The sequence below is a fragment of the Okibacterium endophyticum genome, assembly GCF_054780075.1.
This window is the reverse complement of record NZ_BAAGXA010000002.1, coordinates 75845-100251: the sequence shown is the minus strand read 5'-3', so window position 1 is coordinate 100251 and position 24407 is coordinate 75845. Positions and strand designations below refer to the sequence as shown.

Sequence of the window (24407 nt, the reverse complement as noted above, 5' to 3'; positions counted from 1 at the left end):
GTGTCATCCGTCGCTGCTCGTCTCGGATGCGTAGGCGGCGATCACGCCCTCGGCCACACGGAACGACTCGAGAGCGGCTGGCGCTCCGACATACACGGCGGCCTGCAGCAGGGTCTCCTGTATCTCGGTGACGGTGACGCCGTTGCGCAGCGCACCGCGCACGTGCACACCGAGCTCGTGGGAGCGGTTCAGGGCCGTGAGCATGGCGAGATTGAGCAGGCTGCGGGTCTGGCGCGCGAGGCCGTCACGTGACCAGACGGCGCCCCACACATGCTCGGTCACGAACTCCTGCACCGGGCGGGAGAAGTCCGTCACGTTGGCGAGCGAACGCTCCACGTGCTCGTCGCCGAGCACCTCTTTGCGGATCGTGAGCCCGCGTTCGAAAGCCTCGCCCGGAGATGTTGCCATGATGAACCGCCTTCCGTACCTGTATGACGATCATACAGCCTCAGTCCTGCGTGCCGAACACACCTCGCGCGTAGCCTTCCGCCGACCAGTTGCCGCTGATGGTATTGAAATGGCCCCAGGCCATCGAGGCGTCCCGGTAGATCCGCTCCAGCCGGCTCCCGTTGACCGCGGCGCTCGAGCCGGCCGTGCCGACGATCTTGAGCAACGCGTTCCACGCCACAACGAGTCCTTCACGGGCCAGAACGTGGATGAGGAAATCGTCTTTGAGCTCGTAGGCCTGCGGCCCCTCCCGCACCGCGCGCTCGCAATGCGATTCGATCATGTCCGCTGCGCGGTCCAGGATCGCCTCGGCGGCCAGCAGCTGGACCTCCGTCTCGCCGAACCACCGCAGATAGGAGGGATCTTCGGATCGCACGTTGAAGGGCGGAATGGAGATCCGCTTCGCAGGCATCAACGCCTCGTACTCGTCCAGTGCCCCACGAACGGCCCCGACCATGGCATTCGACAGCTCCAGGCCGAAGAAGCCCATCATCCGCCCGTAGTACATCGGGTTGCCGTGCAGCGTCACCCCCGGCGCCCCGTCGAGGACGACCTGCATCTGTGGGATCACGTTGCCCTCGAGCACGTACTCGGACGGGATGAACACGTTCTCGATGCGCACCGAGTGCGACCCGCTGCCCTTGAGCCCGAGAGTCCGGCCCCAGTCGTCGACGATCGTGATGGCCGATCGCGGAACGAGGAAGGTCGACGGCGGGCCGGACGTGTCTGTGTGGCGGGCGGCTGCCATGAAATGGGTCGAGTACGGCACTCCAGAGGCGTACGCGTGGAGCCCGCTATGGATGAAACCGCCCTCCACGCGCTCCAGCGTGCCAGAGGGAGCACTGGTGAACGGGGCCGCGAAATGGCTGTCTGGCCGGAACACCTCGTTTTGCACGCTCTCGCCGAACCATGATCCCACCTGGAGGTTGTGGCCGGAGGCGAGCGCGAGGCACCACGCCGTCGCCATGTCGCCGCGCGCGATCTCACGCATCACCCGCATGAAGTCGGCGGCCGAGAACTCGTATCCCCCGTAGCGCTTCGGTCGCATCAGGTTGTAATAACCGTTCTCGACGAAGGCGAGGTGCAGCCCCTCTGAGTGGAAACGCCGCTCCTCGGTGGCAGGCGCCTCTTCGATCAGCGTCGGACGCAGACGCTGCGCCGAGGCGATGGCCTCGTGCGGCTCGAGGGCTGCCGGCGCAGCAGCCGTCGTCACGGTGGGGCTCGGGGCGGTCATCGCGGACTCCTTCATGGATGCCACGCAGCGCCGGACCGTGCGGCCACGACGTCGTGGGATGTCTGAGAACCAGACTCCACGTCGGCCGCCGCGGCGACCAGCGTAATTCCACGTCACCGCACACCTGCCGCAGGACACGTATTTTTACCGGTGCGCCTCGGCCCCGCCGGGGCTTAGCGTGGCCATCGCTCCTATCATTCAACGAGGAATCGAGGACCCGCGATGACCAACCCGATGATCGACTATTTCCGGTCGCTGACCAATCCGGAGCATCCCGGATGGAACAAGCGCGAATTCACCGACTGGCGCGACGAGCAGATGTCGTGGAAGACGACGAGCTACATCGGCGACTGGTCGTTCCTGTGGGACGTTCACTTCGAGGGGCCAGACGCGCTCCAGCTGCTCAAGGACTCGGGCATCAACAACTTCGACCGGTTCGAGATCGGTCAGGCCAAACACCTCATCCAGTGCTCGGAGCTCGGCAAGGTCATCGCCGAAGGCATCGTCATCCGCCTCGGCGAGCAGTCGTTCTCCACCCAGTCGACCACCGCTTTCGTCGTCGCATTCCTCGCCGACAGCGGCAAATACGACGTCAAGTGGCATCTCGAGGAGACCTTCATCTTCCAGGTCTCGGGCCCGAACGCACTGGCGATCATCGAGAAGGCAGCCGACGAGAACGTGCGCGACATCAAGTTCATCCGCTCGCGTGAGGTGACCATCGGTGGCGTCACCGTCCGTCTGCTACGCCAGGGGATGGCGGGCGAGGTCGGTTTCGAACTGCACGGCCCGATGGCCGAACACGACCACGTGTGGAACACTGTGCTCGAGGCCGGGGCCGAGCACGGCATCCGCCAGCTGGGCCGCCGCACCGCCATGATCAACCACCTCGAGGCGGCGTTCCCGACCGGCGGCTGGCACTACATGGCCGACTGGGCGGGCATGGACGGCCTGCTCGAGTACTTCTCGACGCGCTTCGACACGTTCGGACTCGGGGCATCGTTGCGCGGCAGCTTCCAGCACGACGACATCAACGAGTACCTCACGTCACCGATCGAGCTGGGCTGGGGGCGGATGATCGACTTCAACCACGAGTTCACCGGCAAGGCGGCGCTCGAGGCGGAGCGCGACAACCCGAAGCGCACTCGCGTGACCCTGGAGTTCAACAGCGACGACGTGATCGACATCTACTCCTCGTACTTTCGCGACGGCGAGGTGATCGACTTTCTCGACATCCCCACACAGGAACGCTGGTTCACCTGGTTCGACGAGGTGCAGAACGACGCCGGCGAATACGTCGGGGTCTCCACAACGCCCGGGTACAGTCTGCTGTACCGCAAGGTTCTCACCCTGAGCTACCTGCTGCCCGAATACGCCGAGCCGGGCACCGAGGTGAAGGTGCTGTGGGGCAACCCCGGCACGAGGCAGAAGCTGATCCGCGCGACCGTGCGACCGGCGCCATACAAACCCGACCACCGGCGCGACGACCTCGCCGCGGTGCCGGCTGCGGTCTCGGCCTAGTCGCCCGTTCCCGATGGCTCGCCGCGCCCGGCGCGGCGAGCCATCCTCTTGCCATATGATTGTCAGACAATCGAGGAGGATTCATGCCAAGCGAGGACGCGTCGGCGCTCACGCCGACTCAGTTCCAGGAGGCGATGGCTCACTTCGCGAGCGGCGTGACGGTCATCACCACCCGCGTCGACGGCGTCGATTTCGGCACCACCGCGAGCGCCGTCAGCTCCGTCGCCAATGAGCCCCCCATGCTGATGGTCTGCCTCCGTCGGGACTCGGCCGGTGCCGGTGCCATCGAGAAGGCCCAGGTCTTCGCGGTCAACGTGCTCGCCGAGGACCAGGTCGGGCTCGCCGGCCGGTTCGCGGTCAAGGCGCCAGACAAATACACAGGTGTCGACATCCGGCGCGGCGTGGACGACGTGCCGCTCCTCGAGGGAGCACTCGCCCATCTGGCCTGCCGCGTCTCAGACATCGTGGACGCCGCCACTCACCGCATCTTCATCGCCCACGTGGTCACCGCCACGGCGTCGCCCGGCCGGCCCCTGACGTACTTCCGCGGCACCTTCGGCCGCCTCGAGTCTGACCCAGACGCGGCGGCTCTGCGCGCCGTGCGCGAGCACCTGATGTCTCTCTCGCTCGACGACGAGATCACGATCGACCCGGTGGCGCTCTCTGCCCATCTGCGGATCGAGCAGGGGCTCGTGCAGCACGCATTGCGCACACTCGCGAGCGAGTCGCTGCTGCGACGCGAGGGATCGCTGTTCGTTATGCTGCCCGTTCCGGATTCGGTGCTGTTCGACCACTACACCGCGAAGCTGACGCTCGAGATCGGCGTCGCCGAGCTCACCGTCGGGCAGGTGGACGACGATCGGCTGCACGAGCTGCGGAGGCGTATGGAGGCCACACTCGACCGTGTGCAGAGCGACAGGTTCGACGACCCCGCGAGCTACGTCGACGCGAACGACGCCTTTCACGAGTACATGGTCGAGCTCGCCGGATCGCGCGCAGCTGTCGAGGCGTACCGCCGACTGGGAATGCGGTCGCTCGAGCACCGCACCATCAGCGGAGACACGTACACAACACGCGACGTCCTCGACGATCATCGCGAGATCGTGGAGGGTTACGAGCGCGGCGATCTGGCCGCCGTGCTGGCCGCCCTGCGCCGCCACGCCACCCGCCCACGCGAGATGCGCGCACTGCAGCTGCAGGCCGCGACCCCACCGGATGAGGGCTTATGACGACAGCATCGCCTGACGAGGCGACGTACGAGGTCGTGATCGTGAAGTACGGCACCCGCGAGGCGACACAGAGCGACGTGTATCTCAACTACGACATCTATCAACGCCCCGACGCCCCGATCGGCATGGACTACTACTTCTGGGTGATCCGCAACGACCACCGCACCGTCCTGCTCGACACGGGCTTCTCCCCCGCTGGCGGCGCCGCCCGCGCCCGCACGACGCTGATCACCGTTCCGGAGGCCTACGCCGCACTCGGCATCGACACCGACGCGCCGCTCGACCTCATCGTCAGCCACGCGCACTACGACCACATCGGCAACCTGCGGCTGTTCCCGAACGCCACCGTGCACATCTCTCGCAAGGAGTTCGAGTTCTGGACCGGTCCGATGGGAGCGCGAGCGCAGTTCCGCTACTCGGCGGAGGACGAGGAGATCGCGTATCTGTCACGCGTGCACGATGAAGGACGCATGCGCCTGTACGAGGGCACCGCCGAGGTCGCCCCCGGCATCCGCCTCGTCGAGCTGGGCGGCCACACGCCCGGCCAGACCCTCACCCGCGTCGACACCGCCGACGGCGTCGCGCTGCTGGCCTCCGACGCCGTGCACTACTTCGAGGAGTACGACGACGACCTGCCGTTCCGCTTCGTCGCCGACCTGCCCGCCATGTACGCGGGGTTCGACGAGATACGCCGTATGATCGCCGCCGGCGCCCGTCATCTCGTGCCTGGGCATGACCCCCGCGCCCTCGAACGCTTCACCCCCGTCACAGACGGACCACTGGCCGGCCTGGCGGCAACGATCGGAGCGCCCGCGTGAGAATCGGATTCGTCGGCCTGGGGCGGATGGGCGCCCCGATGGCGCAACGCCTCGTGCGGGCCGGGCACGAGGTCGTCGGGGCGGACCCGGCGCCCGCCGCCCGCGCCGCGCTGGAGTCGGCGGGGGGACGCACCGTCGTGAACGCCGCGGACGCCGCCGCGGAACTGGTCATCCTGATGCTGCCGAACTCGTCTGTCGTCGCCTCGGTTATGACGGGCGGGCTCACCGAGGCCCTCTCGCCCGGGTCGCTCGTGATCGACATGAGCTCCTCCGAGCCGCTGGCCACCCGAGAGCTCGCCGCAGCGCTGGAGCGAATCGGGATCGGCCTCGTCGACGCCCCGGTGTCTGGCGGGGTGTCCGGCGCCGAGAAGGGCACGCTGACGATCATGGCCGGCGGCGACGAGGCGAGCGTCGCGCGGGCGACCGAGGTGATCGAGACCCTCGGGTCGGTGCGGCGCGTCGGCGCCGTGGGCGCCGGCCATGCCGTGAAGGCGTTCAACAACCTGCTCTCGGCCACGCACCTCGCCTCGGCCAGCGAGGCGATCCTCGCGGCCCAGCGCTTCGGCCTCGACCCCGCCGTTATGCTCGAGGCGATCAACTCCTCGAGCGGCCGCAGCGGCTCGACCGAGAACAAGTGGCCGAACTTCATCCTGCCGGGGAGCTACGACTCGGGGTTCGCCCTGTCGCTCATGCTGAAGGACATGCGGATCGCCACCGGGCTCGCCGCCGGTCTCGGCGCCGACACACCGTTGGCCGACCGCGCCGTGGAGCTGTGGAGCGCGGCCGCCGATGCCCTGCCCCCGGATGCCGACCACACCGAGATCGCCCGCTGGATGGCGGAGCAAGGACAAGACAGCACATGACAGACGACCACCGCGAGGCGATCAAGGCCGCATGGATGGCAGACCGCGGAAGCTGGAACGACACCTGGCAGGCGATCCTCGACCTCGATCCGGGATTCCTGGACGCCTACCGCCGGTTCTCGACGGTGGCCGCCCGCAAGGGTCATCTCGATCCCGTCACGCAGGAACTCATCAGCCTGGCCGTGAACGCCAACGCGACCCATCTGCACGTTCCGGGCATCCGCTCGCACATGCGCGCCGCTCTCGACGCCGGCGCCACGATGGCCGAGGTGATGGAGGTGCTCGAACTCTGTGCGACCCTCGGCATCCACGCCATGAACATCGGGGTGCCGATCCTCGTCGACGTGCTCCGCGAGCTGGGGATGCGGGACGCCCCCGCCGCGCTCACCGAGAACCAGGAGCGGCTCAAAGAGGAGTTCACAGCCAACCGCGGCTACTGGCACGCCTTCTGGAACGAGATGCTCGAACTCGATCCTGAGGTGTTCGACGCCTACACGGACTTCTCGTCGGTGCCGTGGAAGAGCGGTGTGCTCTCTCCCAAAGTCAAGGAGCTCGTCTACATCGCCTTCGACACCGCCGCCACCCATCTCTATGAGAGCGGGCTGCGCCTGCACATCGCGAACGCACTCGGCTACGGCGCCACCGCCGACGAGATCCTGGCCGTGATGGAGCTGGCGAGTGTTCTCGGCATCCACGCGGTCACGGTCGGCGCACCGATCCTGGCCGAAGAGGGTCGTGCTCGCGGATTGTGACGATCCCGTCTCCATCGTATGATTGTCATACAATCCCGACCCCGGCAGATAGCGAAGAAGCTCTCATGACACATAGCGCCACGATCCCCACTCCGGATCAGCTGGTCGAACGCGCGGCAGCGCTGCGCACTCGACTGCGCGACGATCAGGAAGCGGCAGAGGAACGCGGATCGCACTCCCCCGAGATGCAGCAGTCGTTTGTGGACGCCGGCTTCTACGACATCCTCACCCCCACCAGGTACGGAGGCTACGGCTACGACCTCGAGACCTTCTTCCGGGTGGGCATCGAGGTCTCGCGAGGCGACCCGGGCGCGGGCTGGAACTTCATCCTCGGGGCGGGCCACACCTTCCACTTCGCGTCGCTGTTCTCCGAGCAAGCACAGGCGGAGCTGCTCGGAGCCGACGAGCCCTTCATCGCCCCGATGCGGCAGGCTCCCGCGTCACCCGCCGAGAGGCTGGCAGACGGGTATCGCGTCACCGGCACGTGGGACTACTGCTCTGGCTCCACGTATTCCAGTCACGTGATCGTCGGCATCCTCGCCCCGGCGCAGCCCGGCGGCACCGAGCTCACCCCGCACCTCGCCGTCGTGCCGCGTGCGCAGTTCGAGATCTTGGACGACTGGGGCGGCGATCGCACACTCGGCATGCGCGCGTCCGGCTCGAACTCGATCCGCATCGACGGCGCCGTTGTGCCCGATCACCACGTGGTGCCCTTCGCCTACCGCGACCCAGACGTCGAGGCTGGCGCCCCCGGCACTCCTGGCTACCGGCTGCACGGCGACCCCCTCTTCCTCGCCCGCACCCTCACCTACTTCAACGCGGAGCTCGTGGCGACCCAGATCGGCGCCGCCTACGCCGCGCTCGACGAGTACGAGAGCCTCGTCCGCAGCAAGAACACCAGCTACCCGCCGCGCGGACCGCGCATCGAGTCGCGCGACGTGCAGCGCTGGTTCGGTCAGATCCAGGCCAAGACCGACGCCGCAGAGACCGCTCTGCTCGGCGCCCTGCGTGAGCACCGTCGGCTGGGCGAGCAGTGGCGCGACAACGGACGCCCGCTGCGCACCCTGGACGACGTGCGGCTGCGGGCGATCATCCTCGAGGCGGCGCAGCTGGCCACCCAGGCCATCGACATCGCCTTCGCGACCGCGGGAACCGCATCCGCCAAGAAGGGATCGCGTATGCAGAAGTACTATCGCGACGCCGCCATGTATCGCACCCACATCGCGGCGCAGTTCGACGTGCTGTCCGCCACCTCTGCCGCTCACCACTTCGGTGAGCCGCTGGTCTTCTGACCCCGGAAAGGACTGCACCATGCCCCGAGCCCGCGCCGCCGTACTCCGCGCCTACAACACACCCTTCCACGTGGCGGAGGTCGAGTTCGTCGATCCCGCCGACAATCGGATGCTCATCCGAACCGGCGCCTCGCCGTTCTGCGTCACCGACATCCTGAGCGTCGGGGGCAAGCTCGGCAAGAACCCGCCGAGCATCCTCGGGCATTCCTCGATGGGGATCGTCGAGGCCGTCGGCGCCGGCGTCACGCGGTTCTCGGTGGGCCAGCGGGTCGTCGTCCCCGGCACCCCCGAGTGCGGACGCTGCTTCTACTGCGGCATCGGGCGCCCCGACCAGTGCTCTGAGCTGTTCGACCTCAGCGACGGCTACTACAAGGTGGCGGTGGGCGACGACGGCATCCCCATCGAGGGCTGCGGCAACGTCGCCGGTTACGCCGAGCTGATGAACGTGTCGCAGAACCAGGTCTGGCCGCTCGAGACCGACCTGTCCGACGAGGTGCTCTCGATGTTCGGCTGCGGCGTCACAACGGGTCTGGGCGCGGTGTTCAACGTCGCCCAGGTGCAGCAGCACGAGAGCGTTGTGGTCGTCGGCGCCGGGCAGCTCGGCCTCTGGGCCGTCCAGGGCGCGCGCCTGGCGGGGGCTGCGCCGCTGATCGTGATCGAGCCGATCGCCGGGCGGCGCGAGCTCGCCGGACGCCTCGGCGCCGATCACGTGATCGACCCGGGGTCGGACGACGTCGTCTCAGAGGTCAAGCGCCTCACGGGCGGCCGCGGCGCCGATCACGTGATCGAGACCGCCGGACCGGCCGCGGCCCAGGAATCGACCATCCAGCTCTCCCGGCGCGCCGGCACGATCGTGCTCACCGGCGTCACGGAGCTGGGCACCACGGTGGAGCTGAATCAGATCCGCATCGCCCCGGAAGGCCGCCGCATCCTGGGCTGCCAGAACGGCAACGTCCGCATGAGCCGCGACATCCCGCGGTACGCCCGGCTCATCGAGGAGGGCAAGCTCGACCCCTCGCCCATCATCACGCGCACCTACGGCCTGGCCGAGATCAACGAGGCGATGGCCAACTCGGGTTCTCACAGCGACGTCTGCGGCATCATCATCCCGTCCCGCTGACCGTTCGGAGAAGCCATGGAATTCATCTACACCGCACTGCCCGGACGCGTGCGCTTCGGCGCGGGCAAGGCCGCCGGCCACCTCGCCGCCGAGCTCGACGCGCTCGGCCTTGAGCGGGTGCTCCTCATCGCGAGCGAGGCGGAGCGCGAGCTGGCCGAGCGCCTCACCGTGCAGGTGGCCGGGCGCATCGCCGGCGTCTTCCACAACGTGCATCCGCACGTCCCCGTCGCCGTCGCGGAGGCGGCGCGCGCGCAGGCCGCGGAGGTCGGGGCCGACGGCCTGCTGTCGATCGGCGGCGGATCGACCACGGGCACCGCGAAGATCGTCGCCCTCACGACGGGGCTGCCCATCGTCGCGGTTCCCACAACCTATGCCGGATCGGAGATGACGCCGGTGTGGGGCCTGACCACCGACGCCCGGAAGGAGACCGGGATCGATCGCCGGGTGCTGCCGACTGTCGTCGTCTATGACGCCGACCTCACCCGCACGCTGCCTCTCGAGCTGGCCATCGCCTCCGGCTTCAACGCGCTTGCGCACTGCGTCGAGGCGTTCTGGGGACCTGGCGCGAACCCCGTGACCAGTCTGCACGCGGCCGCCGGCATCCGGGCCCTCGCCGAGGGGATGCGCGGCGTCCACGGCGCGAACCCCGCCGACAGCGACTACGACAGCCTCCTCTACGGCGCGTACCTCGCGGGATCGTCGTTCGCCGTCGCCGGGTCGGGTCTGCACCACAAGATCTGCCATGCCCTCGGCGGCGCCTTCGACCTGCCGCACGCGCAGACCCACGCCGTTGTGCTCCCCCACGTGCTCGCGTTCAACGCCCCCGCGCTGGATGCGGCCGAGAGCCGTGCCCTGGCCGAGGCCTTCGGCGCGGAGGACGCCGTCGCGGGTCTTCGCGCCCTCGCCGCGGAGCTGGGCTCCCCCGCCGATCTGGTATCGGTGGGCCTGCGCGCCGAACAGCTGCCGGAGGCGATCGCCGTCGTCTCGGCGAAGCTGCCCATTCCCAACCCGCGGCCGGTGTCGGCTGATGCGATCGCGGACATCCTGTCTGCCGCGGCCGGGGCGGGGGAGCGCTCGTGATCGTCCACACCGTCATCTGCCGTCTGCGGCGCCCCGTCGACGACGACGCCCGAGGGGCCTTCGTCGCCGCCCTCCGGTCGTTCGGAGCGAACCCGCCGCACGCAGAGGGGCCCGCGGTCATCGGGGTCGACCTCGGCCTGCGCCCCGAGGGGCGCAGCGTCAGCGAGTTCTCGCTCGAGGTGCGCTTCGCCGACGAGCACGCCTTCGCCGCCTACCTGGCCGACCCCGCCCACCGGGCGCTCGTGGCGGACTGCTTCGAGCCCCTGCTCGAGACCTGGCTCTCCGTTCAGCGCGCGGCCTGAGCCGCCGCGGCGGCCGGCAGGTCGGCGCGGCGGTTGTCTGTCTTGTATGGCGCCGGCCGCACGGTCACGCCGATGTCCTTCTGACGAGACCCTGGGTCACCCCACCGCACTCGCAGCCGCGTCCCCGGCTCGGCGTACGACGGGTGCACGAACGCCAGGGTGAGCACCCTCCGGAAGGAGAGGCTGTATCCGGGAGTGCCCGAGATCCCGATCACCGCGTCGCCGTCGGCGAGCACCGCGTCGGCGTGCATGATCCAGCGCTCGTTGTGCGGGATATCGATGCCCGCGTACGGTTGCTCGTCGCGGAACATCGAGGCGTAGACGTCGACGACGTCCTCGGGGTCGAACTCGAGCGTGACGCGCACGCGCTGCGGGTCGGCCAGCTCCCGCTCGACCGCCTCGCGACCCACGAAGTCGTGGTCGAGCCGGATGCTTCTGCCCCACCCGAGTGCGACGGGGCCCTCGAGATAGTCAGACACGTCGTCGCTCTCGAAGCTGCCGCGGATGGCGGGCACAAGCCCGAACAGGTCGAAGCGCTCCCGCAGCCATGCACCGCTGTCGGCGATCGACTCGCTGTAGGAGTCCTTGAGGTAGTGCCACCCTCCCGTGGGGAACGCGGCCTCGAGGTGGTTGATCATCACGGTGCGGGAGCCGAGCCGACGGATGCCGTGGCTCTCCCCGGCCTCGAGGATGGCGGCGATGACGGCCTCGCGGTGCTCGCCGGGGCCGTGGAACTCGAAGCCGATCTCACCCGCCATCCCCTGCCGCAGGGCGAAGACAGGAACGTCGGCGATCCTGGTCGGGGCGAAGTGCATGAACCTCGTGCCGACGAGGCTCTCTCCCGTCACGGCCTGGCAGACCGCGAGCGCGGTCGGCCCAGAGACCTGCAGCTGGAAGGTGTCGATCGGCGTCCACTCCAGGTCGTAGCCGCCCTTCGACGCGGTCCAGGCGCTGTGCAGCGCCGGGATGCCCTGCGCTCGGAACGAGGTCTCGCCGAGGCGCATCAGGATGCCGTCGCCGATGACCTTGCCCTCGGGCGAGCACTGCACAACGTGTTTGGCCCGACCGATCGCGAAGTCGTCGAAGCCGTTGATCGAGAGGTCGGAGAACAGCCGCAGCACGTCCGGCCCCTCGAAAGCGATGTCCCAGAGGAAGGACCAGTCCCCGACGTAGCAGGTGTTCTTCCACGACATCTGCTCGTCGCGCCAGTCGGTGTACTCCCTGGCGCCCCAACCGGGGTGGTAGCCGGGGGTGTTGCGGCGCAGGGATTCGACCTGGGATGCGGTCATCGTGGGATCCTCCTCGATCACGGTCGGCACCGGCCACAGGCCCATGAGGCACCTGCGGTGACTTCCGGTGGCATCAGGATATCGTATGATTGTCAGACAACACTCGACGACGAGACGGATACGACGATGACGACGCTGGCCTTCGCCCGATGGCGCGGCCCCGCCCTGGGAGTCGCCGGTGTGGCCGTGCTGCTGCTCACCATCGAGGTCGTCAGCCGGGCGGGCATCGTCGACGAGCGGTTCCTCCCCCCGTTCTCGAGCGTGCTCGTCGCGACGGTGCACGCGTTCGGCGACCCCGTGTTCCTCGCCGACCTCGGCTCCACGCTCGGCTCCTACGCGCTGGGCATGCTCATCGCCGCCGGCGTGGCCATCCCCCTCGGCGTGCTCCTCGGGCTCTCCCGGCCGACGTACCGGGCCTCGCGCACGGTCATCGAGCTGATCCGGCCGATACCGCCGGTCGCCCTGGTGCCGCTCGCCCTCCTCGTGTTCGGCGCGGGTCTGCAGACGAAGGTCGTGATCGTGGTGTTCGCCGCCGTGTGGCCGATCCTGTTCAACACCATCGCCGGCGTGCACGACGTGGAACCGGGAGCGGTGCAGATGGGCCGCACCTTCGGGCTCGGCCGCGCGGCGATCATCCGGCGCATAGTCATCCCCTCGGCCGCGCCCTTCATCATGACCGGCGTGCGCATCGCGTCCTCGATCGCGCTGATCGTGGTCATCACGGTCGAGCTGATCGCCGGCGGCGCCGACGGCCTGGGCGCGTTCATCGCGAGGGAGCGCGCGACGGCCAGCGACCCGAGCCTGGTCTTCGCCGGCACCCTCGTCTGCGGGCTTCTCGGGCTCGCCGTGAATCTCGTGCTCGGCGCCATCGGACGGCGGTTCTTCGCCTGGGACGATGCGGAGGCGGCGCGATGAGCGCCTTGTGGCCCTCTTCGGTGTCGCGCAACGGACGGTGGGCGTCTCGGCTCGCCTACGGGTTCGGGCTGCTGGCGGTGCTGGTGGCGATCTGGCAGCTCGTGACCGTCACGGTCCGCTCGCCGTTCTTCCCCGCCCCGCTTGACATCGGGCTGAACCTGCTCGAGATGATCACCACGGGCGAGGCGGCCAACGGGTCGCCGATCGCCGCAGACATCGGCGGCAGTGTGGGCCGGCTGCTCGCGGGGTTCGCGATCGGGTCCGCCGGCGGCGTCCTGATCGGTGTGGCCATGGGACTGTGGCGGCCGGTGAGCGAGCTCACCACGCCAATCGTCGAGTTCCTGCGCTCCGTCCCGGCCACCGCCTCGCTGCCGCTGTTCATCATCCTGCTCGGCGGCGACAACGCGATGCGCGTGGCGTTCATCGCCTGGGGCGTCTCGTGGTTCGTGGTGGTGAACACAGCATCCGGTGTGTCGACGATCCCGCCGATGCTGTTGCAGGTGGGAGCGTCGTTCAAGGTGCACGGCGCGAAGCGGCTGTTCGGCATCGTCCTTCCGGCGGCGTCGCCGAAGATCTTCGCCGGGCTGCGCATCGCACTCACGGCGTCGCTGCTGCTGGCCGTGGTCTCCGAGTTCCTGCTCGCCACCGACGGCATCGGCTTTCAGCTGGTGCAGGCGCAGCGTCGCTTCCAGCTGCTCGACATGTGGTCGTGGATGCTGGTGCTCGGTGTGCTCGGACTGCTGCTGAACACGCTGCTGGAACTGATCGAGAACCGGGTGCTGGGCTGGCACCGCATCGCTCGCGGACGAGGAGAATGAGATGACAGACGCCATGCTGGCCGTGCGCGCCGTTCGGCACGTCTACGGCACGGGCCCCGCCGAACACGTCGCGATCGAGCGCCTGGACTTCACGATCGCCGCCGGTGAGCTCGTGTCGATCGTCGGACCGTCCGGGGCGGGCAAAACGACCCTGCTGCGCATCCTGTCCGGCCTGATGCCGTCGACCGAAGGATCGATCGAGCTCGACGGCGCTCCCGTGATCGGCGTGCCGGACGGCATGGCGATGGTCTTCCAGGACTATGGCAGGTCGCTGCTGCCCTGGCTCACGGTCGAGAAGAACGTCGCCTTCCCGCTGACCACGGCGCACGGAGACGTGGCCGAGCGCCGGCGGCGCGTGACCGAGGCGCTGAACGCTGTCGGACTCGCCGACTTCGGCCGCCGGCTGCCCTCGCAGCTGTCCGGCGGGATGCAGCAGCGCGTCGCCATCGCCAGAGCACTCGCCTACCGCCCGCGTCTGCTGCTCATGGACGAGCCCTTCGCCTCCCTCGACGCACAGACGCGCTCCGACCTCGAGGATCTGGTGCTGCGCATCAGACGCGACTACGGCGTCACGATCGTCTTCGTCACCCACGACATCGACGAGAGCGTGTACCTCGCCGATCGTGTGCTCGTCCTCTCGAGCGCTCCCGCACGACTCGTGGAGGACCTGGCGGTCCCCCTTCCCGACCCTCGCGACCAGATCTCCACGAAGGAGACAGATCTCTTCGTTCACCTGCGCGGTCGTGTCGCGCGGCTGATCCGCGGGGGCACACCAGACACCGTCACAGAAATGAGGACCGCATGACCGCATCCGTCGAGGGGAAGGTCGCCGTGGTGACCGGGGCCGGCAGCGGCCTCGGCGCGGCCTCCGCCGCCGAACTGTCCAGCCGAGGCGCAAAGGTCGTTGTCGTCGACATCGACGGCGCCGCCGCGGAACGCACGGCCGCGGGACTGACGGGGCCCGCCGTCGCGGTCGCCGCCGACATCTCCACAGACGAGGGAGCGACGAGGTATCTCGAGGCGGCAGTCTCGGCATACGGGCGGGTCGACCTGCACCACCTCAATGCCGGCATCGTGGGCAGCTTCGCACCGCTGCCCGAGACGAGCACGGCCGACTTCGAGAAGGTCATCGGGGTGAACCTGGTCGGCACGTTCATCGGCCTGCGCGAGGCGTTCCGCCAGTTCGCCCGGCAGGACTCCGGGGGCGCGATCGTGGTCACGGGCAGCATCTCGGGGCTGCGATCGAGCCACGACATCATCGCCTACCAGGCCTCGAAGCACGGCGTCCACGGTCTCGTGGGGGCGGCCGCCATGTACGGCGGACCACTCGGCATCCGGGTCAACGGTGTCGCCCCCGGCCTCGTTCCGACGGGGCTGTTCCGGGCGAACTCCGGCGATTCGGGCGGTGGCGACGACATGCTGCAACGCGGCACGACGGTACCCATGCGACGCACCGGAGAACCTGCCGAGGTGGCGGCGGCCGTCGCCTTCCTGCTCAGCGACGACGCGACCTATATCACCGGCGAGGTGCTCTCTGTCGATGGTGGGTCGGCGCAGGTCAGCACCGTGCGTCCGGCCGGCGGGGCTGGCGCGTGGGATCCGTCGGCACTCGACGCGGGCATCCGCGAAACGGCACGGCGGGAGCGAGACCGATGAGCGCACGGGCGCCGATGAGCCGCGTCGGCTTCATCGGACTCGGAAACATGGGGGGACGGATGACGGCCGCGATCGTGCGCTCCGGCATCCCCGTGCTCGGCTACGACCCGGTCGACGGCCGTGCGCAGGCGGCGGGTGCGACGGCGGCCGGCAGTGTCGCCGATGTGGTCGCGCAAAGCGACGTCGTGCTGCTGTCGCTGCCCGATTCGTCGGTGGTCGAGTCCGTGATGCACGCGGCCGACGGCATCCTCGCATCGGCCGCGCCCGGCGACGTGTTCGTGGATCTCAGCACAAGCGACCCGGAGTCGACGGTGCGCCTCGAGGCCGCCCTGCGCTCACGGGGCGCCGCCTACCTCGACGCCGGCATCTCGGGCGGGGCGGCGGCGGCTGAGGCCGGCACGCTCACCCTCATGGTGGGCGGCGACGAGGCGGTGCTCGCCGACCTGCGGTGGCTGCTCCAGGCCATCAGCAGCAATGTGTTCCACATGGGCGCGATCGGCTCGGGACACGTCGCCAAGCTGCTCAACAACTTTCTCAACGCCATCAGCCTCTCGGCGACCGCGGAGGTCATGGTCGCCGCGAAGAAGGCGGGCCTCGACCTCGGGACCTTCCTCGATGTGCTCAACGTGAGCAGCGGTGTGAACTTCGCCACGCAGAAGCGCTTCCCGTCGATCGTGAAGGGCGACTACCTCGAGGGCGGGCTCTCGACGCGGCTTATGACAAAGGACATCGTGCTCTACATCCGCTATCTCGCCGCGAAGGGCGTCTCGAGCCTGAACGCCTCGGGTCCGCTGGCGAGCTTCGGCCTGGCCAGCGCCCTCGGGTACGGCGAGCAGATCAGCAACAGGGTCGTGGATGCGTTCGGCGACGTATCCGGCGGAATCCGGCTGTCTGACGCGGAGGGAACACGATGAAGGTCGTGCGCGGGCGCGGCGAAGCGTTGACCGAGGAGCGCGGACCCACCTTCACGGGGACCGTGTGGGCCGACCCGGTTCTGCCCTCGACCGACGGCGTCGTCGTCAACACCGTGTGCTTCACCCCTGGAGCCCACACCTTCTGGCATTCGCATGAGCGAGGGCAGTTGCTCCAGGTGATCGCCGGAGAGGGCTGGGTCTGCTCCCGGGGTGAGCAGACAGTCGTGCTCCGCGCGGGCGACACGGTGTGGGTGCCGCCGGGTGAGACGCACTGGCACGGCGCCACCCCCGGCAGCATGATGACGCACACCGCGACGTCACTCGGCGCGACGGAGTGGTTCGAGGAGCTGAGAGCGGACGAGTACCGCGGCCCGGATCACTGAGCGACGACGCCGAGCGCCACCTCCGCGGCCTCGGCGACGTACTCGAGAGTCACCCGTTCCGCCTCCCCGGGGTCACGGGCCGCAACCGCCTCATAGATGCGGGTGAGGCCCGGTTTCAGCCGCTCTCTGCCACCCGCGCCTAAAGTGAGCGCACGGATCCGGCTGACGCGGGAGTGGATGGACGACAGCATGTCGCCGACGACGACGTTCTCCGAGCCCTCGACGAGGATCTCGGTGAAGGCGTCCTGCGCCAGCAGCCGCTCGCGCACGGGCGCTCCTGCGGGCGGCACGGCGTCAAGCGCGGCGCGCAACCGCGCGATCGTGGCGTCGTCGGCTCGCAGAGCGCAGTCGGATGCCGCGAGCGACTCCAGTGCGGCGCGCACCTCATAGAGGCTCCGCACTTCAGCCGTTGTGGGGGTGCGCACCACCGATCCGATGTTGGGCACCATCTCGATCAGCCGCTCCGCCTCGAGCTGCCGCAGTGCCTCGCGTATGACGGTGCGGCTGACCTGCATCTGCTCGCAGAGAACGCGCTCGATCAGGCGGCTGCCAGGCGGGTACGCGCCCTCTACGATCGCTCTGCGTATCTCATCGACGACCTGCTGGCGCAGCGGAGCGGCCAGGCGTCGGATGTTCGCCGTCCCTGGTGTGGTCATGCTCACCGCAACTCTCTCCTCGCACGCAGCCGACGCGGCTTCCGGTGGTACGGACGTACCCAGCGAATCGCTCGACGAACATATTGTATTATCGTCCTAACCTATTCTCACGAACAGAGGTGACAGGTGGTCATCGGCCCCGTCGATTCTCCCGTCAGCGTGATCGAGCGGACCGCTGCGCCGCTGCGACAGCACGTCGTCACGGCGATCCGCGACGGGGTGGTCAGCGGACGATTCGAGCCGGGATCCCGGCTCATCGAACGCTCGCTCTGCGAGGAGCTGGGGGTCAGCCGCACGGTCATACGAGAGGCACTGCGGCAGCTCGAGTCGGAACACCTGATCGAGATGATCCCGAACGTGGGACCGATCGTGCACGCACCCACACCGGTCGAGGCGCGCAGTCTCTACGAGGTGCGCGCCGCACTGGAGTCACTCGCCGCCCGCGACTGCGCCGAGCGCGCCCCCGCAGACCTGCTGACGCGGCTCAGCGTCGCGCTCGGCCACGTGCGCGCCGCCGCCGAGGACAACGCGATCATGGCTCTTCTCGACGCGAAGGACGAGTTCATCGCCGTCGTCGTCGACGGTGCGGACAACGAGGTCGTCGGCGCGATGCTCACAACTGTGCATGCCAGAGTCAGCCGACTGCGTGGCGTGACGTTGCGCACTCCCGGCCGCATCCCCGCCATGATGGCCGAGATGACCGCGATCCACGACGCCATCCTGGCGCGGGACTCCGCCGCCGCCGCGCGGCTGAGCCGGCAGCACGTCGAGAACGCGGCGGCCATCGCCCTCGCGGGCTGAGCTGGCCCCTCGCGGCCCGAGCTGCCGCGCCGGGCCGTGACGTCAGAAGACGACAGTGGTGTTGCCCAGCACCGCCACACGGTCGTCGCAGTGCCAGGCCACCGCCCGCGAGAGCACTGCACGCTCCACGTCGGCACCGCGGCGCATGAGGTCGCGGGCGGAGTCGGAGTGCGACACGCGCACCACGTCCTGCTCGATGATCGGGCCCTCGTCGAGTTCCTTGGTCACGTAGTGCGCTGTCGCGCCGATCAGCTTGACGCCCCGCTCCTTCGCCTTCTGATACGGCCCCGCACCGATGAACGCGGGAAGGAAGGAGTGGTGGATGTTGATGACCGGGACGCCGATCTCGTCGAGGAAGTCCTCGGAGATGATCTGCATGTAGCGGGCGAGCACGACCAGGTCCACGTTGCCGCGGAGCAGCTCGAGATGCCGTCGTTCGGCGGCGACCTTGTCGTCCGGTGCGACCGGCACGTGCAGGAACGGGATGCCGAACGGCCGCACCTCCTCGGCGAGATCCGGGTGGTTGGAGACGACCATCGAGATCGTGATCGGCAGCTCGCCCCGGCGTTGGCGCCAGAGCAGATCCATAAGGCAGTGATCCGTCTTCGAGACCATGATCGCGACGCGCTTCGGCTTGGCCGCCACCGACAGTCGCCAGGTCAGCCCGAACTCCGTCTCGAGGCGACCCATCGCGGCCTCGAGCTCTGGCATGCGGGCGCTGAGATGGGCCAGGTGGAAGACCGTGCGCTGAAAGAAGGCGCCTCCCCGGTGGTCGGTGGTGTACTGATCGAGACTGACGATGTTCGCGCCGAGATCGGTCAGCGTGGCGGCGACGGCGGCGACGATTCCTGGGCGATCCTCGCACGAGATCAGCAGGCGGCCGATGTCCTCCAGCGAATCGGGCGCCCGGTCGGCTGCGGGGCGAGGGGTGACGGCGGTGTGCATACGGGTTCCTTCTGGTTCGGGGCGGTCAGGGCTCTGGTGCGGGCGGTCAGGGCTGGGGCGCGAGGACGATGTCGAACACGGCCTCGCTCCACTCGGAGTCGAGCGTGCGCCCTCGGGGGGCGTCGCCCGCGGAATGAACGGTGAACTCGGTGATGAGACTCTCTTTGACCCCGAACACGGCGTCGCTTGCGAGCCACTCGTCCCCGGCCACGAAGATGTGGGTGATCAGCGTCGAGAATCCATCGGCCACCACCATGAAATGAACGTGCGCTGGCCGCATCACGGAGCGTCGCGCCGCCGCGAGCAGATCGCCCACCGGTCCGTCGTGCGGAATCGGATACGCGGCGGGCTGCACGGTCCAGAAGTCGTACAGCCCGTCAGCATCCGTGAACAGGTGGGCTCGACCGGCGAGCTCGGCGCCCTCGTACTGCACGTCGTAGAAGCCGGCCTCGTCTGCGGCCCAGACCTCGACGCGGGCATCGGGGATCGGGGTGCCGTCCGTGCTGCGCACGGACCCCCGCAGGTAGCAGGGTCGTCCCGCCATAGGCCCGCCGATGTCGTCGCCGTTACGGATGAGCGGCGCATCCTGTACGAAGAACGGACCGAACACCGTCGACTCGGTGGCGGTGGAGACGAGCGGCGCGTTGACGCCGACGGTCAGCATGGAGGCCCCGAGCACATCCGAGAGCAGGATGAACTCCTGCCGATGGTCGTCCGTGATGTGGCCGGCACGCGTGAGGAACTCGATCGCGAGGTCCCACTCGTTCTGTGTGAGGCGCACGTCGCGGATGAAGGCGTGCAGATGGCGGACGAGACTGCCCATGACCAGCCGATAGCGCTCATCTGGTGCCCCCGCGAAACTGCGCACGACCTCCTCGGTGAGAAGGGCCTCTCGGGCCGATTGCGCGATGGCGTCGTTCTCGTTCACCTTCCGGCTCCTTCTCTCACACACCGTTGAGTGCGGCGGATGTTGGTACAATCATACGGTATGACAATCTGGGCAATCCGTAGCCCCTCAAGGAAGAAGAGCTCATGGCAGAGGATCTCACCGACCGCATCGCCGTCGTCTCCGGAGGCGCCAGGGGTCTGGGGGCGGCGCACGCGGCCGCGCTCGTCGACGCAGGGGCTCGAGTGCTGATCGGCGACGTGCGTGACGACGACGGTCACGCCACCGCCCGGTCTCTGGGCTCTGCCGCGCTGTACGCGCACCTCGACGTCACCGACGAGCGGTCGTGGGCCGATGCCGTCGCCGCCGCAGAGCGGCACTGGAACAGCGATGTGACCGTGCTCGTGAACAATGCGGGCGTCAACGAGCCGCAGCCCCTCATGGACCTGACCCTCGCGGCATGGCAGCGCACCCTCGACATCAACCTGACCGGTCATTTCCTCGGCATCCAGGCGGTCGTGCCGTCGATGATCAGGGCGGGCGGGGGGTCGATCGTCAACACCTCGTCCATGGTCGCGACCCTCGCGGTGTCCGACCTGGCGCACTACACGGCCAGCAAGACGGCGATCGTGGGCCTCACGAAGGTGGCGGCGCTCGAACTGGGTGCCCACGGCATCCGCGTCAACTGCCTGCAGCCCGGTTTCATCGACACGGCCATGATGGAGGGAGCGCCGCGCGAGCAGTTGACCCGCGACCTTCCCGTGCCGCGCTACGGGCGAGCCGACGAGGTCGCCGAGATGATGGTGGCGATCGTCCGATCCACGTACTCGACGGGTTCGGCCTTCGCCGTGGACGGCGGTGTGGTCGCGGGCATGGCGCATGGCTGATCCGCGCCTACGACTGGTTCAGAACGATCCCGGTGATGTTGACGCGGGCGAGCGCATCGTCCATCGCGGCCTGGCTCTCGTCGAGACGGTATGTGCGCGAGACGAACGGCGCCGCCTGCAGCGCGCCGGACTCGATCAGTGCGGCGAACCGCGGGATGTCGCGACGGATGTGCCCGCCACCGCTCTGCGATCCGCGGATCTGTTTGCCGAACAGGGCGAGCGGGAGCGCGGGGAACGTCGCCTGGTCGGTCGGAGCCGTCTCGCTCATGCTCGTCGGCACAACGATGCCGCCGTGCCTCGCGAGGTCGAAGATCTGCGTCATCGCCTCGGTGGTGGCAGAGGCCTCGAGGGCGACGTCGGCCCCCCGCCCTCCGGTCAGGTCCTGCACAGCGGCGGCGACGTTGTGCTCACTCGGGTCGACGACATGCGTCGCCCCGAGCTGACGCGCCAGGTCGCGACGGGCCGCGATCGGCTCGACCGCGATGATCGTGGCGGCGCCCGCCAGCCGGGCTCCTTGCACCATCCAGAGCCCCAGATGACCACAGCCGACGATCACCACGGAGTCGCCGGGTCGCACGCGTGCGACCTCGAGCACCGCGCCGACCCCGGACAACACACCGCAGCCCAGCAACGCCAACTGCTCCACCGGCAGGTCGCTCTCGACCACTGCATAACAACGCTCGCGATAGAGCATGTACTCACCGAGCGCGCCGGCGCCGCCGTCTGCGGCGATCCGGGCACCGTCCACACGGCTCGTGCCGACGTGGTGCGGAGTGAAGATACCCTCCCACATGCGCTCGCACTGCGACGGGGCTCCCCGCAGGCAGGTGAAGCATTCGCCGCACTCCATCGAACCGGCCACAACGATCCGGTCGCCCACCCGAGTGCGGGTGACGTCTGCACCGACCTCTTCGACGATGCCTGTCGCGCTGTGCCCCGTGATGAACGGGCGCGGCGCGGGCGACATACCACGAAGCCCGTTCGCATCGGTCGTGCAGATCGCCGAGGCGTCCATACGCACGAGCACCTCGCCCGCGCGGGGATCGGCGAGATCCACGTCTTCCATCACAAGAGACGTCTTGATGTCGCGAGAGATCGCTGCGCGCATCCCCACTCCTTCGTCCTGATCGGCGGGCACCGGTCTTCGGTGACCCAGGTGCCCATTCTCGTGCCAGCGAACCAGCGGCCGCCAGACGGGAAAACACCCGTTTCGCACCTACGCACAGGTGCGCGGGCCGACGGGCCACGGCCGGCGCGCGACCCCTCGACGGCCGGTAAACTCGACTGCGAGACCACAGTGAGGTGGAACCATGCAACACGCACCTGATCGGGCATTGCCCACCGACGTGTCGAGCTTCGTCGGGCGCGGCATCGAGCTCGACGAGCTCAAGATCGCCGTCACCGACAACCGCCTGGTGACTCTCACCGGCGACGCGGGCATCGGCAAGACGCGACTCGCGCTGCGATTGGGATCGCTCGTGCAGCGCAGCTTTCGCGACGGATGCCGGCTCGTCACCGTCGACGAGGACTCCACCGCCGACGAGCTCGAGGGCGTCGTCGCCGAGCTGCTGCCCGCCGAGCGCGCGAGCGGCCCCGAGTGGCACGGTCTCATCGTGCTCGACGGTGCCGAGCGGGCCACCGAGCCCGTCGCGGACGCGGTCTCCGAGCTGCTGCGCGCGAACGCGGACCTGCGCATCCTGGTGACCTCGCGCCGGCGCCTCGGGGTGACCGGGGAGCGCGTGCTGCCGCTGCGTCCCCTGTCCTCCCCCGCCTTCGATCGCCACCTGCGCCAGGGGCCGCAGCCCGCCATCCGTTCCGATGCGGTGGGCCTCCTGGTCGAACGCACCGCCTCGACCGTCGGCGGTTTCGCGGCCACCCCGGAGAACATCGACGCGCTGCTGGCCATCTGCCATGCCGTCGACGGCATCCCGTCGCTCATCGAGGCGGCGGCACGGGCGATTCCCGTCCTCGGCCCCGAACGCCTGCGCGAGGCCCTCGCCCGGGACCTGGCCATGCTCGACGAGTTCCCCGGGCGCGAGTCGCGCAGCCCGACGATGCGAGCGGCCTTCGACGAGGCCTACGGCGCGTGCAGCGATGCCGAGCGGTCGCTGTGGCGCCGCCTCTCTGTCTTCCCCGGCGGCTTTGACTTCGATGCGGCTCTCGCTGTGGCCGCGGACGACACCGACCCCGCGCGCCTCGCCGCTGTGCTCGCCGGGCTCGTCGAGCGATCGGCGCTGCTGCCCGATCCGGAAGGCGGGGCCGCCTTCCGGATGCTCGCCCCGACGAGGGTGTTCGCCTCGCGTGAGCTGCACGGCTCGGGCGAGGCCACGGAGGTCGGCGAGCGCTTCGACGACTTCCTGGTCGGCGTGATGTCCTCGGCGGCGCAGGACTGGTTCACGCACCGCCAGGCGGCGTGGGCAGCCGTCCTCGCCCGCCACCACAGCGAGATCTTCGACCTGCTCGAGCGCTATTCGTGCGCCCCGGCAACCGCGCGCATCGCCATGACGCTCATCTGCGATCTGCGCTTCTACTGGCAGTGGCGCACCACCGGACCGGAGACCAGGGCGCGCGACTGGCTCGACGCGGCGTTCCAGGCCGACCTGACCGACGACGCCCTGCGGGTGCGGGCCCTCGAGGTCGACGCGTACTTCGCGCTGTTCGAGAACGACGTCGCCGGCGCCGCCGAGCAGCTCGCCGCCGCGCGCGCTCTCGCGACCCGGATCGGCGCCGGCGAGCGCGACGACTTCGCGACGTTCGTCGGCGGCGTCCTCGACCTCGCCCTTGGCAGGCTCGGCGAGGCTGAACGCGCCTTCGAGGACGCGCTGGCCGCGGCCCTGGCCGACGGCAAGCGCCCGAGCCTGGGCGAGCTGTACTGGTATCTCGCGCTGCTGCGGCTGCTGAACGGCCGCGTCGACGAGGCCGAGCGCCTCTGCGAGGAGAGCAGGGCCATCTCGACCGAGACCGGCGACAACTGGGGCAACGCCTACACGCTGTGGATGATCGCCCTCATGACGCTGCGCAGCGGAGACAACGAGCGGGCGCTCAATCTCGTTCGGCAGTCGATCGCGGTGATGAACGCCTTCGAGGACCGGTCGGGCGTCGCCCTGTGCGTGCGCCTCATGGCTTCGATCGCGACCTCCCGCGGCGACTACGAACAGGCCGCCAAGCTCATCGGGTCGATCGCGGGCAACAGCGTCATCCCCGAGCTCAGCATCTCGGAGATCACCCCCGAGCTGGCCGGACGAGTGCGGGACGAACTGGGCGAGGGCCTCTTCGGCCGCCTGTTCGGCTCCTCGGCCAGCCTGTCGCCCAGCGAGGCGATCGCCTACGCGATCGACACGGTGACGCCCGCGACCGCGCCACCGGTCACTGCGACGGCGGGGGCCTCGATTCTCACCGTCCGCGAAGCGGAGATCGCCGAGTTGGTCGCGGCAGGCCACGGCAACGCAGACATCGCTGCGACGCTGTTCATCTCCCGACGCACCGTGGAGGGTCACGTGCAGCGCATCCTCGGCAAGCTCGAGTTCCGCTCGCGCTCACAGATCGCGGCCTGGGTGGCCGGCAATCGTGCGCGCGAGGCCCTGCCAGACCCTCGCTGACGC

The 24407-nt window shown here is 69.0% G+C and carries 25 protein-coding genes; 18 read left to right on the top strand and 7 right to left on the bottom strand.

What is annotated here, in order from left to right:
• Nucleotides 1-3 precede the first annotated feature (3 nt).
• The gene (locus ACYVF5_RS00770) at nucleotides 4-408 is read right to left on the bottom strand and encodes a carboxymuconolactone decarboxylase family protein (RefSeq protein ID WP_460942310.1); all 405 of its coding nucleotides are present in this window, start codon (nucleotides 406-408) and stop codon (nucleotides 4-6) included.
• A 40-nt stretch (nucleotides 409-448) separates the two neighbouring features.
• Nucleotides 449-1681 (bottom strand): acyl-CoA dehydrogenase family protein, encoded by a 1233-nt coding sequence (locus tag ACYVF5_RS00765; protein WP_460942308.1) that lies wholly within the window; start codon nucleotides 1679-1681, stop codon nucleotides 449-451.
• Nucleotides 1682-1903: 222 nt separating this feature from the next.
• Here ACYVF5_RS00765 and ACYVF5_RS00760 point away from each other — a divergent pair, with 222 nt between their 5' ends.
• From ACYVF5_RS00760 to ACYVF5_RS00720, 9 genes are all read left to right on the top strand, one after another.
• Nucleotides 1904-3199 carry a hypothetical protein gene (locus ACYVF5_RS00760; RefSeq protein ID WP_460942306.1) on the top strand — a complete coding sequence of 432 codons (1296 nt, stop codon included), beginning with the start codon at nucleotides 1904-1906 and terminating at the stop codon, nucleotides 3197-3199.
• Nucleotides 3200-3282: 83 nt separating this feature from the next.
• Nucleotides 3283-4428 (top strand): flavin reductase, encoded by a 1146-nt coding sequence (locus ACYVF5_RS00755; protein ID WP_460942304.1) that lies wholly within the window; start codon nucleotides 3283-3285, stop codon nucleotides 4426-4428.
• On the top strand, nucleotides 4425-5246 hold the full coding sequence (locus tag ACYVF5_RS00750; protein ID WP_460942302.1) for an N-acyl homoserine lactonase family protein: 822 nt from the start codon (nucleotides 4425-4427) through the stop codon (nucleotides 5244-5246). Before ACYVF5_RS00755 ends, ACYVF5_RS00750 begins: the two co-directional genes overlap by 4 nt.
• Nucleotides 5243-6109 (top strand): NAD(P)-dependent oxidoreductase, encoded by an 867-nt coding sequence (locus tag ACYVF5_RS00745; RefSeq protein ID WP_460942300.1) that lies wholly within the window; start codon nucleotides 5243-5245, stop codon nucleotides 6107-6109. Before ACYVF5_RS00750 ends, ACYVF5_RS00745 begins: the two co-directional genes overlap by 4 nt.
• Nucleotides 6106-6861, top strand: coding sequence for a carboxymuconolactone decarboxylase family protein (locus ACYVF5_RS00740; RefSeq protein ID WP_460942298.1), 756 nt, complete (start codon nucleotides 6106-6108; stop codon nucleotides 6859-6861). Before ACYVF5_RS00745 ends, ACYVF5_RS00740 begins: the two co-directional genes overlap by 4 nt.
• Nucleotides 6862-6926: 65 nt before the next feature.
• A complete protein-coding gene (locus ACYVF5_RS00735; RefSeq protein WP_460942296.1) occupies nucleotides 6927-8153 on the top strand; it encodes an acyl-CoA dehydrogenase family protein in 1227 nt (408 codons plus the stop codon).
• 19 nt (nucleotides 8154-8172) lie between these two features.
• A complete protein-coding gene (locus ACYVF5_RS00730; protein WP_460942294.1) occupies nucleotides 8173-9273 on the top strand; it encodes a zinc-binding dehydrogenase in 1101 nt (366 codons plus the stop codon).
• A 15-nt stretch (nucleotides 9274-9288) separates the two neighbouring features.
• Nucleotides 9289-10353: a maleylacetate reductase gene (locus ACYVF5_RS00725; protein WP_460942292.1), complete on the top strand. Its 1065-nt coding sequence runs from the start codon at nucleotides 9289-9291 to the stop codon at nucleotides 10351-10353.
• Nucleotides 10350-10655 carry a Dabb family protein gene (locus tag ACYVF5_RS00720; RefSeq protein WP_460942290.1) on the top strand — a complete coding sequence of 102 codons (306 nt, stop codon included), beginning with the start codon at nucleotides 10350-10352 and terminating at the stop codon, nucleotides 10653-10655. Before ACYVF5_RS00725 ends, ACYVF5_RS00720 begins: the two co-directional genes overlap by 4 nt.
• Here the strand turns inward: ACYVF5_RS00720 and ACYVF5_RS00715 are convergent.
• Nucleotides 10640-11944, bottom strand: coding sequence for a hypothetical protein (locus tag ACYVF5_RS00715; RefSeq protein WP_460942289.1), 1305 nt, complete (start codon nucleotides 11942-11944; stop codon nucleotides 10640-10642). The two genes, ACYVF5_RS00720 and ACYVF5_RS00715, sit on opposite strands and share 16 nt — an antisense overlap.
• Before the next feature lie 126 nt (nucleotides 11945-12070).
• Between ACYVF5_RS00715 and ACYVF5_RS00710 the strand changes: the two genes are divergently transcribed.
• Genes ACYVF5_RS00710 through ACYVF5_RS00685 form a run of 6 tightly spaced genes read left to right on the top strand, consistent with a single transcriptional unit; the run spans nucleotide 12071 to nucleotide 16630 of the window.
• Nucleotides 12071-12859, top strand: coding sequence for an ABC transporter permease (locus ACYVF5_RS00710; protein WP_460942287.1), 789 nt, complete (start codon nucleotides 12071-12073; stop codon nucleotides 12857-12859).
• Complete coding sequence (locus tag ACYVF5_RS00705) at nucleotides 12856-13677, top strand: ABC transporter permease (protein WP_460942285.1); 822 nt, start codon at nucleotides 12856-12858, stop codon at nucleotides 13675-13677. Before ACYVF5_RS00710 ends, ACYVF5_RS00705 begins: the two co-directional genes overlap by 4 nt.
• 1 nt (nucleotide 13678) lies before the next feature.
• Nucleotides 13679-14482, top strand: a complete 804-nt coding sequence (locus tag ACYVF5_RS00700; RefSeq protein ID WP_460942283.1) for an ABC transporter ATP-binding protein — start codon at nucleotides 13679-13681, stop codon at nucleotides 14480-14482.
• On the top strand, nucleotides 14479-15333 hold the full coding sequence (locus ACYVF5_RS00695) for an SDR family NAD(P)-dependent oxidoreductase (RefSeq protein WP_460942281.1): 855 nt from the start codon (nucleotides 14479-14481) through the stop codon (nucleotides 15331-15333). Before ACYVF5_RS00700 ends, ACYVF5_RS00695 begins: the two co-directional genes overlap by 4 nt.
• The gene (locus ACYVF5_RS00690) at nucleotides 15330-16247 is read left to right on the top strand and encodes an NAD(P)-dependent oxidoreductase (protein WP_460942279.1); all 918 of its coding nucleotides are present in this window, start codon (nucleotides 15330-15332) and stop codon (nucleotides 16245-16247) included. The genes ACYVF5_RS00695 and ACYVF5_RS00690 overlap by 4 nt, the downstream gene beginning before the upstream one ends.
• Nucleotides 16244-16630 carry a cupin domain-containing protein gene (locus tag ACYVF5_RS00685; RefSeq protein ID WP_460942277.1) on the top strand — a complete coding sequence of 129 codons (387 nt, stop codon included), beginning with the start codon at nucleotides 16244-16246 and terminating at the stop codon, nucleotides 16628-16630. The genes ACYVF5_RS00690 and ACYVF5_RS00685 overlap by 4 nt, the downstream gene beginning before the upstream one ends.
• Here ACYVF5_RS00685 and ACYVF5_RS00680 read toward each other — a convergent pair.
• Complete coding sequence (locus tag ACYVF5_RS00680) at nucleotides 16624-17286, bottom strand: GntR family transcriptional regulator (protein WP_460942928.1); 663 nt, start codon at nucleotides 17284-17286, stop codon at nucleotides 16624-16626. The two genes, ACYVF5_RS00685 and ACYVF5_RS00680, sit on opposite strands and share 7 nt — an antisense overlap.
• A 126-nt stretch (nucleotides 17287-17412) precedes the next feature.
• Between ACYVF5_RS00680 and ACYVF5_RS00675 the strand changes: the two genes are divergently transcribed.
• Entirely contained in the window at nucleotides 17413-18087 is a 675-nt protein-coding gene (locus tag ACYVF5_RS00675; protein WP_460942275.1) for a GntR family transcriptional regulator, read from the top strand.
• A gap of 42 nt (nucleotides 18088-18129) precedes the next feature.
• Here the strand turns inward: ACYVF5_RS00675 and purU are convergent, their stop codons facing one another.
• Entirely contained in the window at nucleotides 18130-19032 is a 903-nt protein-coding gene (gene purU / locus ACYVF5_RS00670; protein ID WP_460942273.1) for a formyltetrahydrofolate deformylase, read from the bottom strand.
• Nucleotides 19033-19078: 46 nt separating this feature from the next.
• A complete protein-coding gene (locus tag ACYVF5_RS00665) occupies nucleotides 19079-19960 on the bottom strand; it encodes a dioxygenase family protein (RefSeq protein WP_460942271.1) in 882 nt (293 codons plus the stop codon).
• Between the two features lie 104 nt (nucleotides 19961-20064).
• Between ACYVF5_RS00665 and ACYVF5_RS00660 the strand changes: the two genes are divergently transcribed.
• Nucleotides 20065-20805, top strand: a complete 741-nt coding sequence (locus tag ACYVF5_RS00660; protein ID WP_460942269.1) for an SDR family NAD(P)-dependent oxidoreductase — start codon at nucleotides 20065-20067, stop codon at nucleotides 20803-20805.
• Between the two features lie 7 nt (nucleotides 20806-20812).
• On the opposite strand, the gene ACYVF5_RS00655 is transcribed toward ACYVF5_RS00660, so the two are convergent.
• Complete coding sequence (locus tag ACYVF5_RS00655; RefSeq protein WP_460942267.1) at nucleotides 20813-21913, bottom strand: zinc-binding dehydrogenase; 1101 nt, start codon at nucleotides 21911-21913, stop codon at nucleotides 20813-20815.
• 202 nt (nucleotides 21914-22115) lie between these two features.
• Between ACYVF5_RS00655 and ACYVF5_RS00650 the strand changes: the two genes are divergently transcribed.
• Complete coding sequence (locus ACYVF5_RS00650) at nucleotides 22116-24404, top strand: ATP-binding protein (RefSeq protein ID WP_460942265.1); 2289 nt, start codon at nucleotides 22116-22118, stop codon at nucleotides 24402-24404.
• Nucleotides 24405-24407 lie beyond the last annotated feature (3 nt).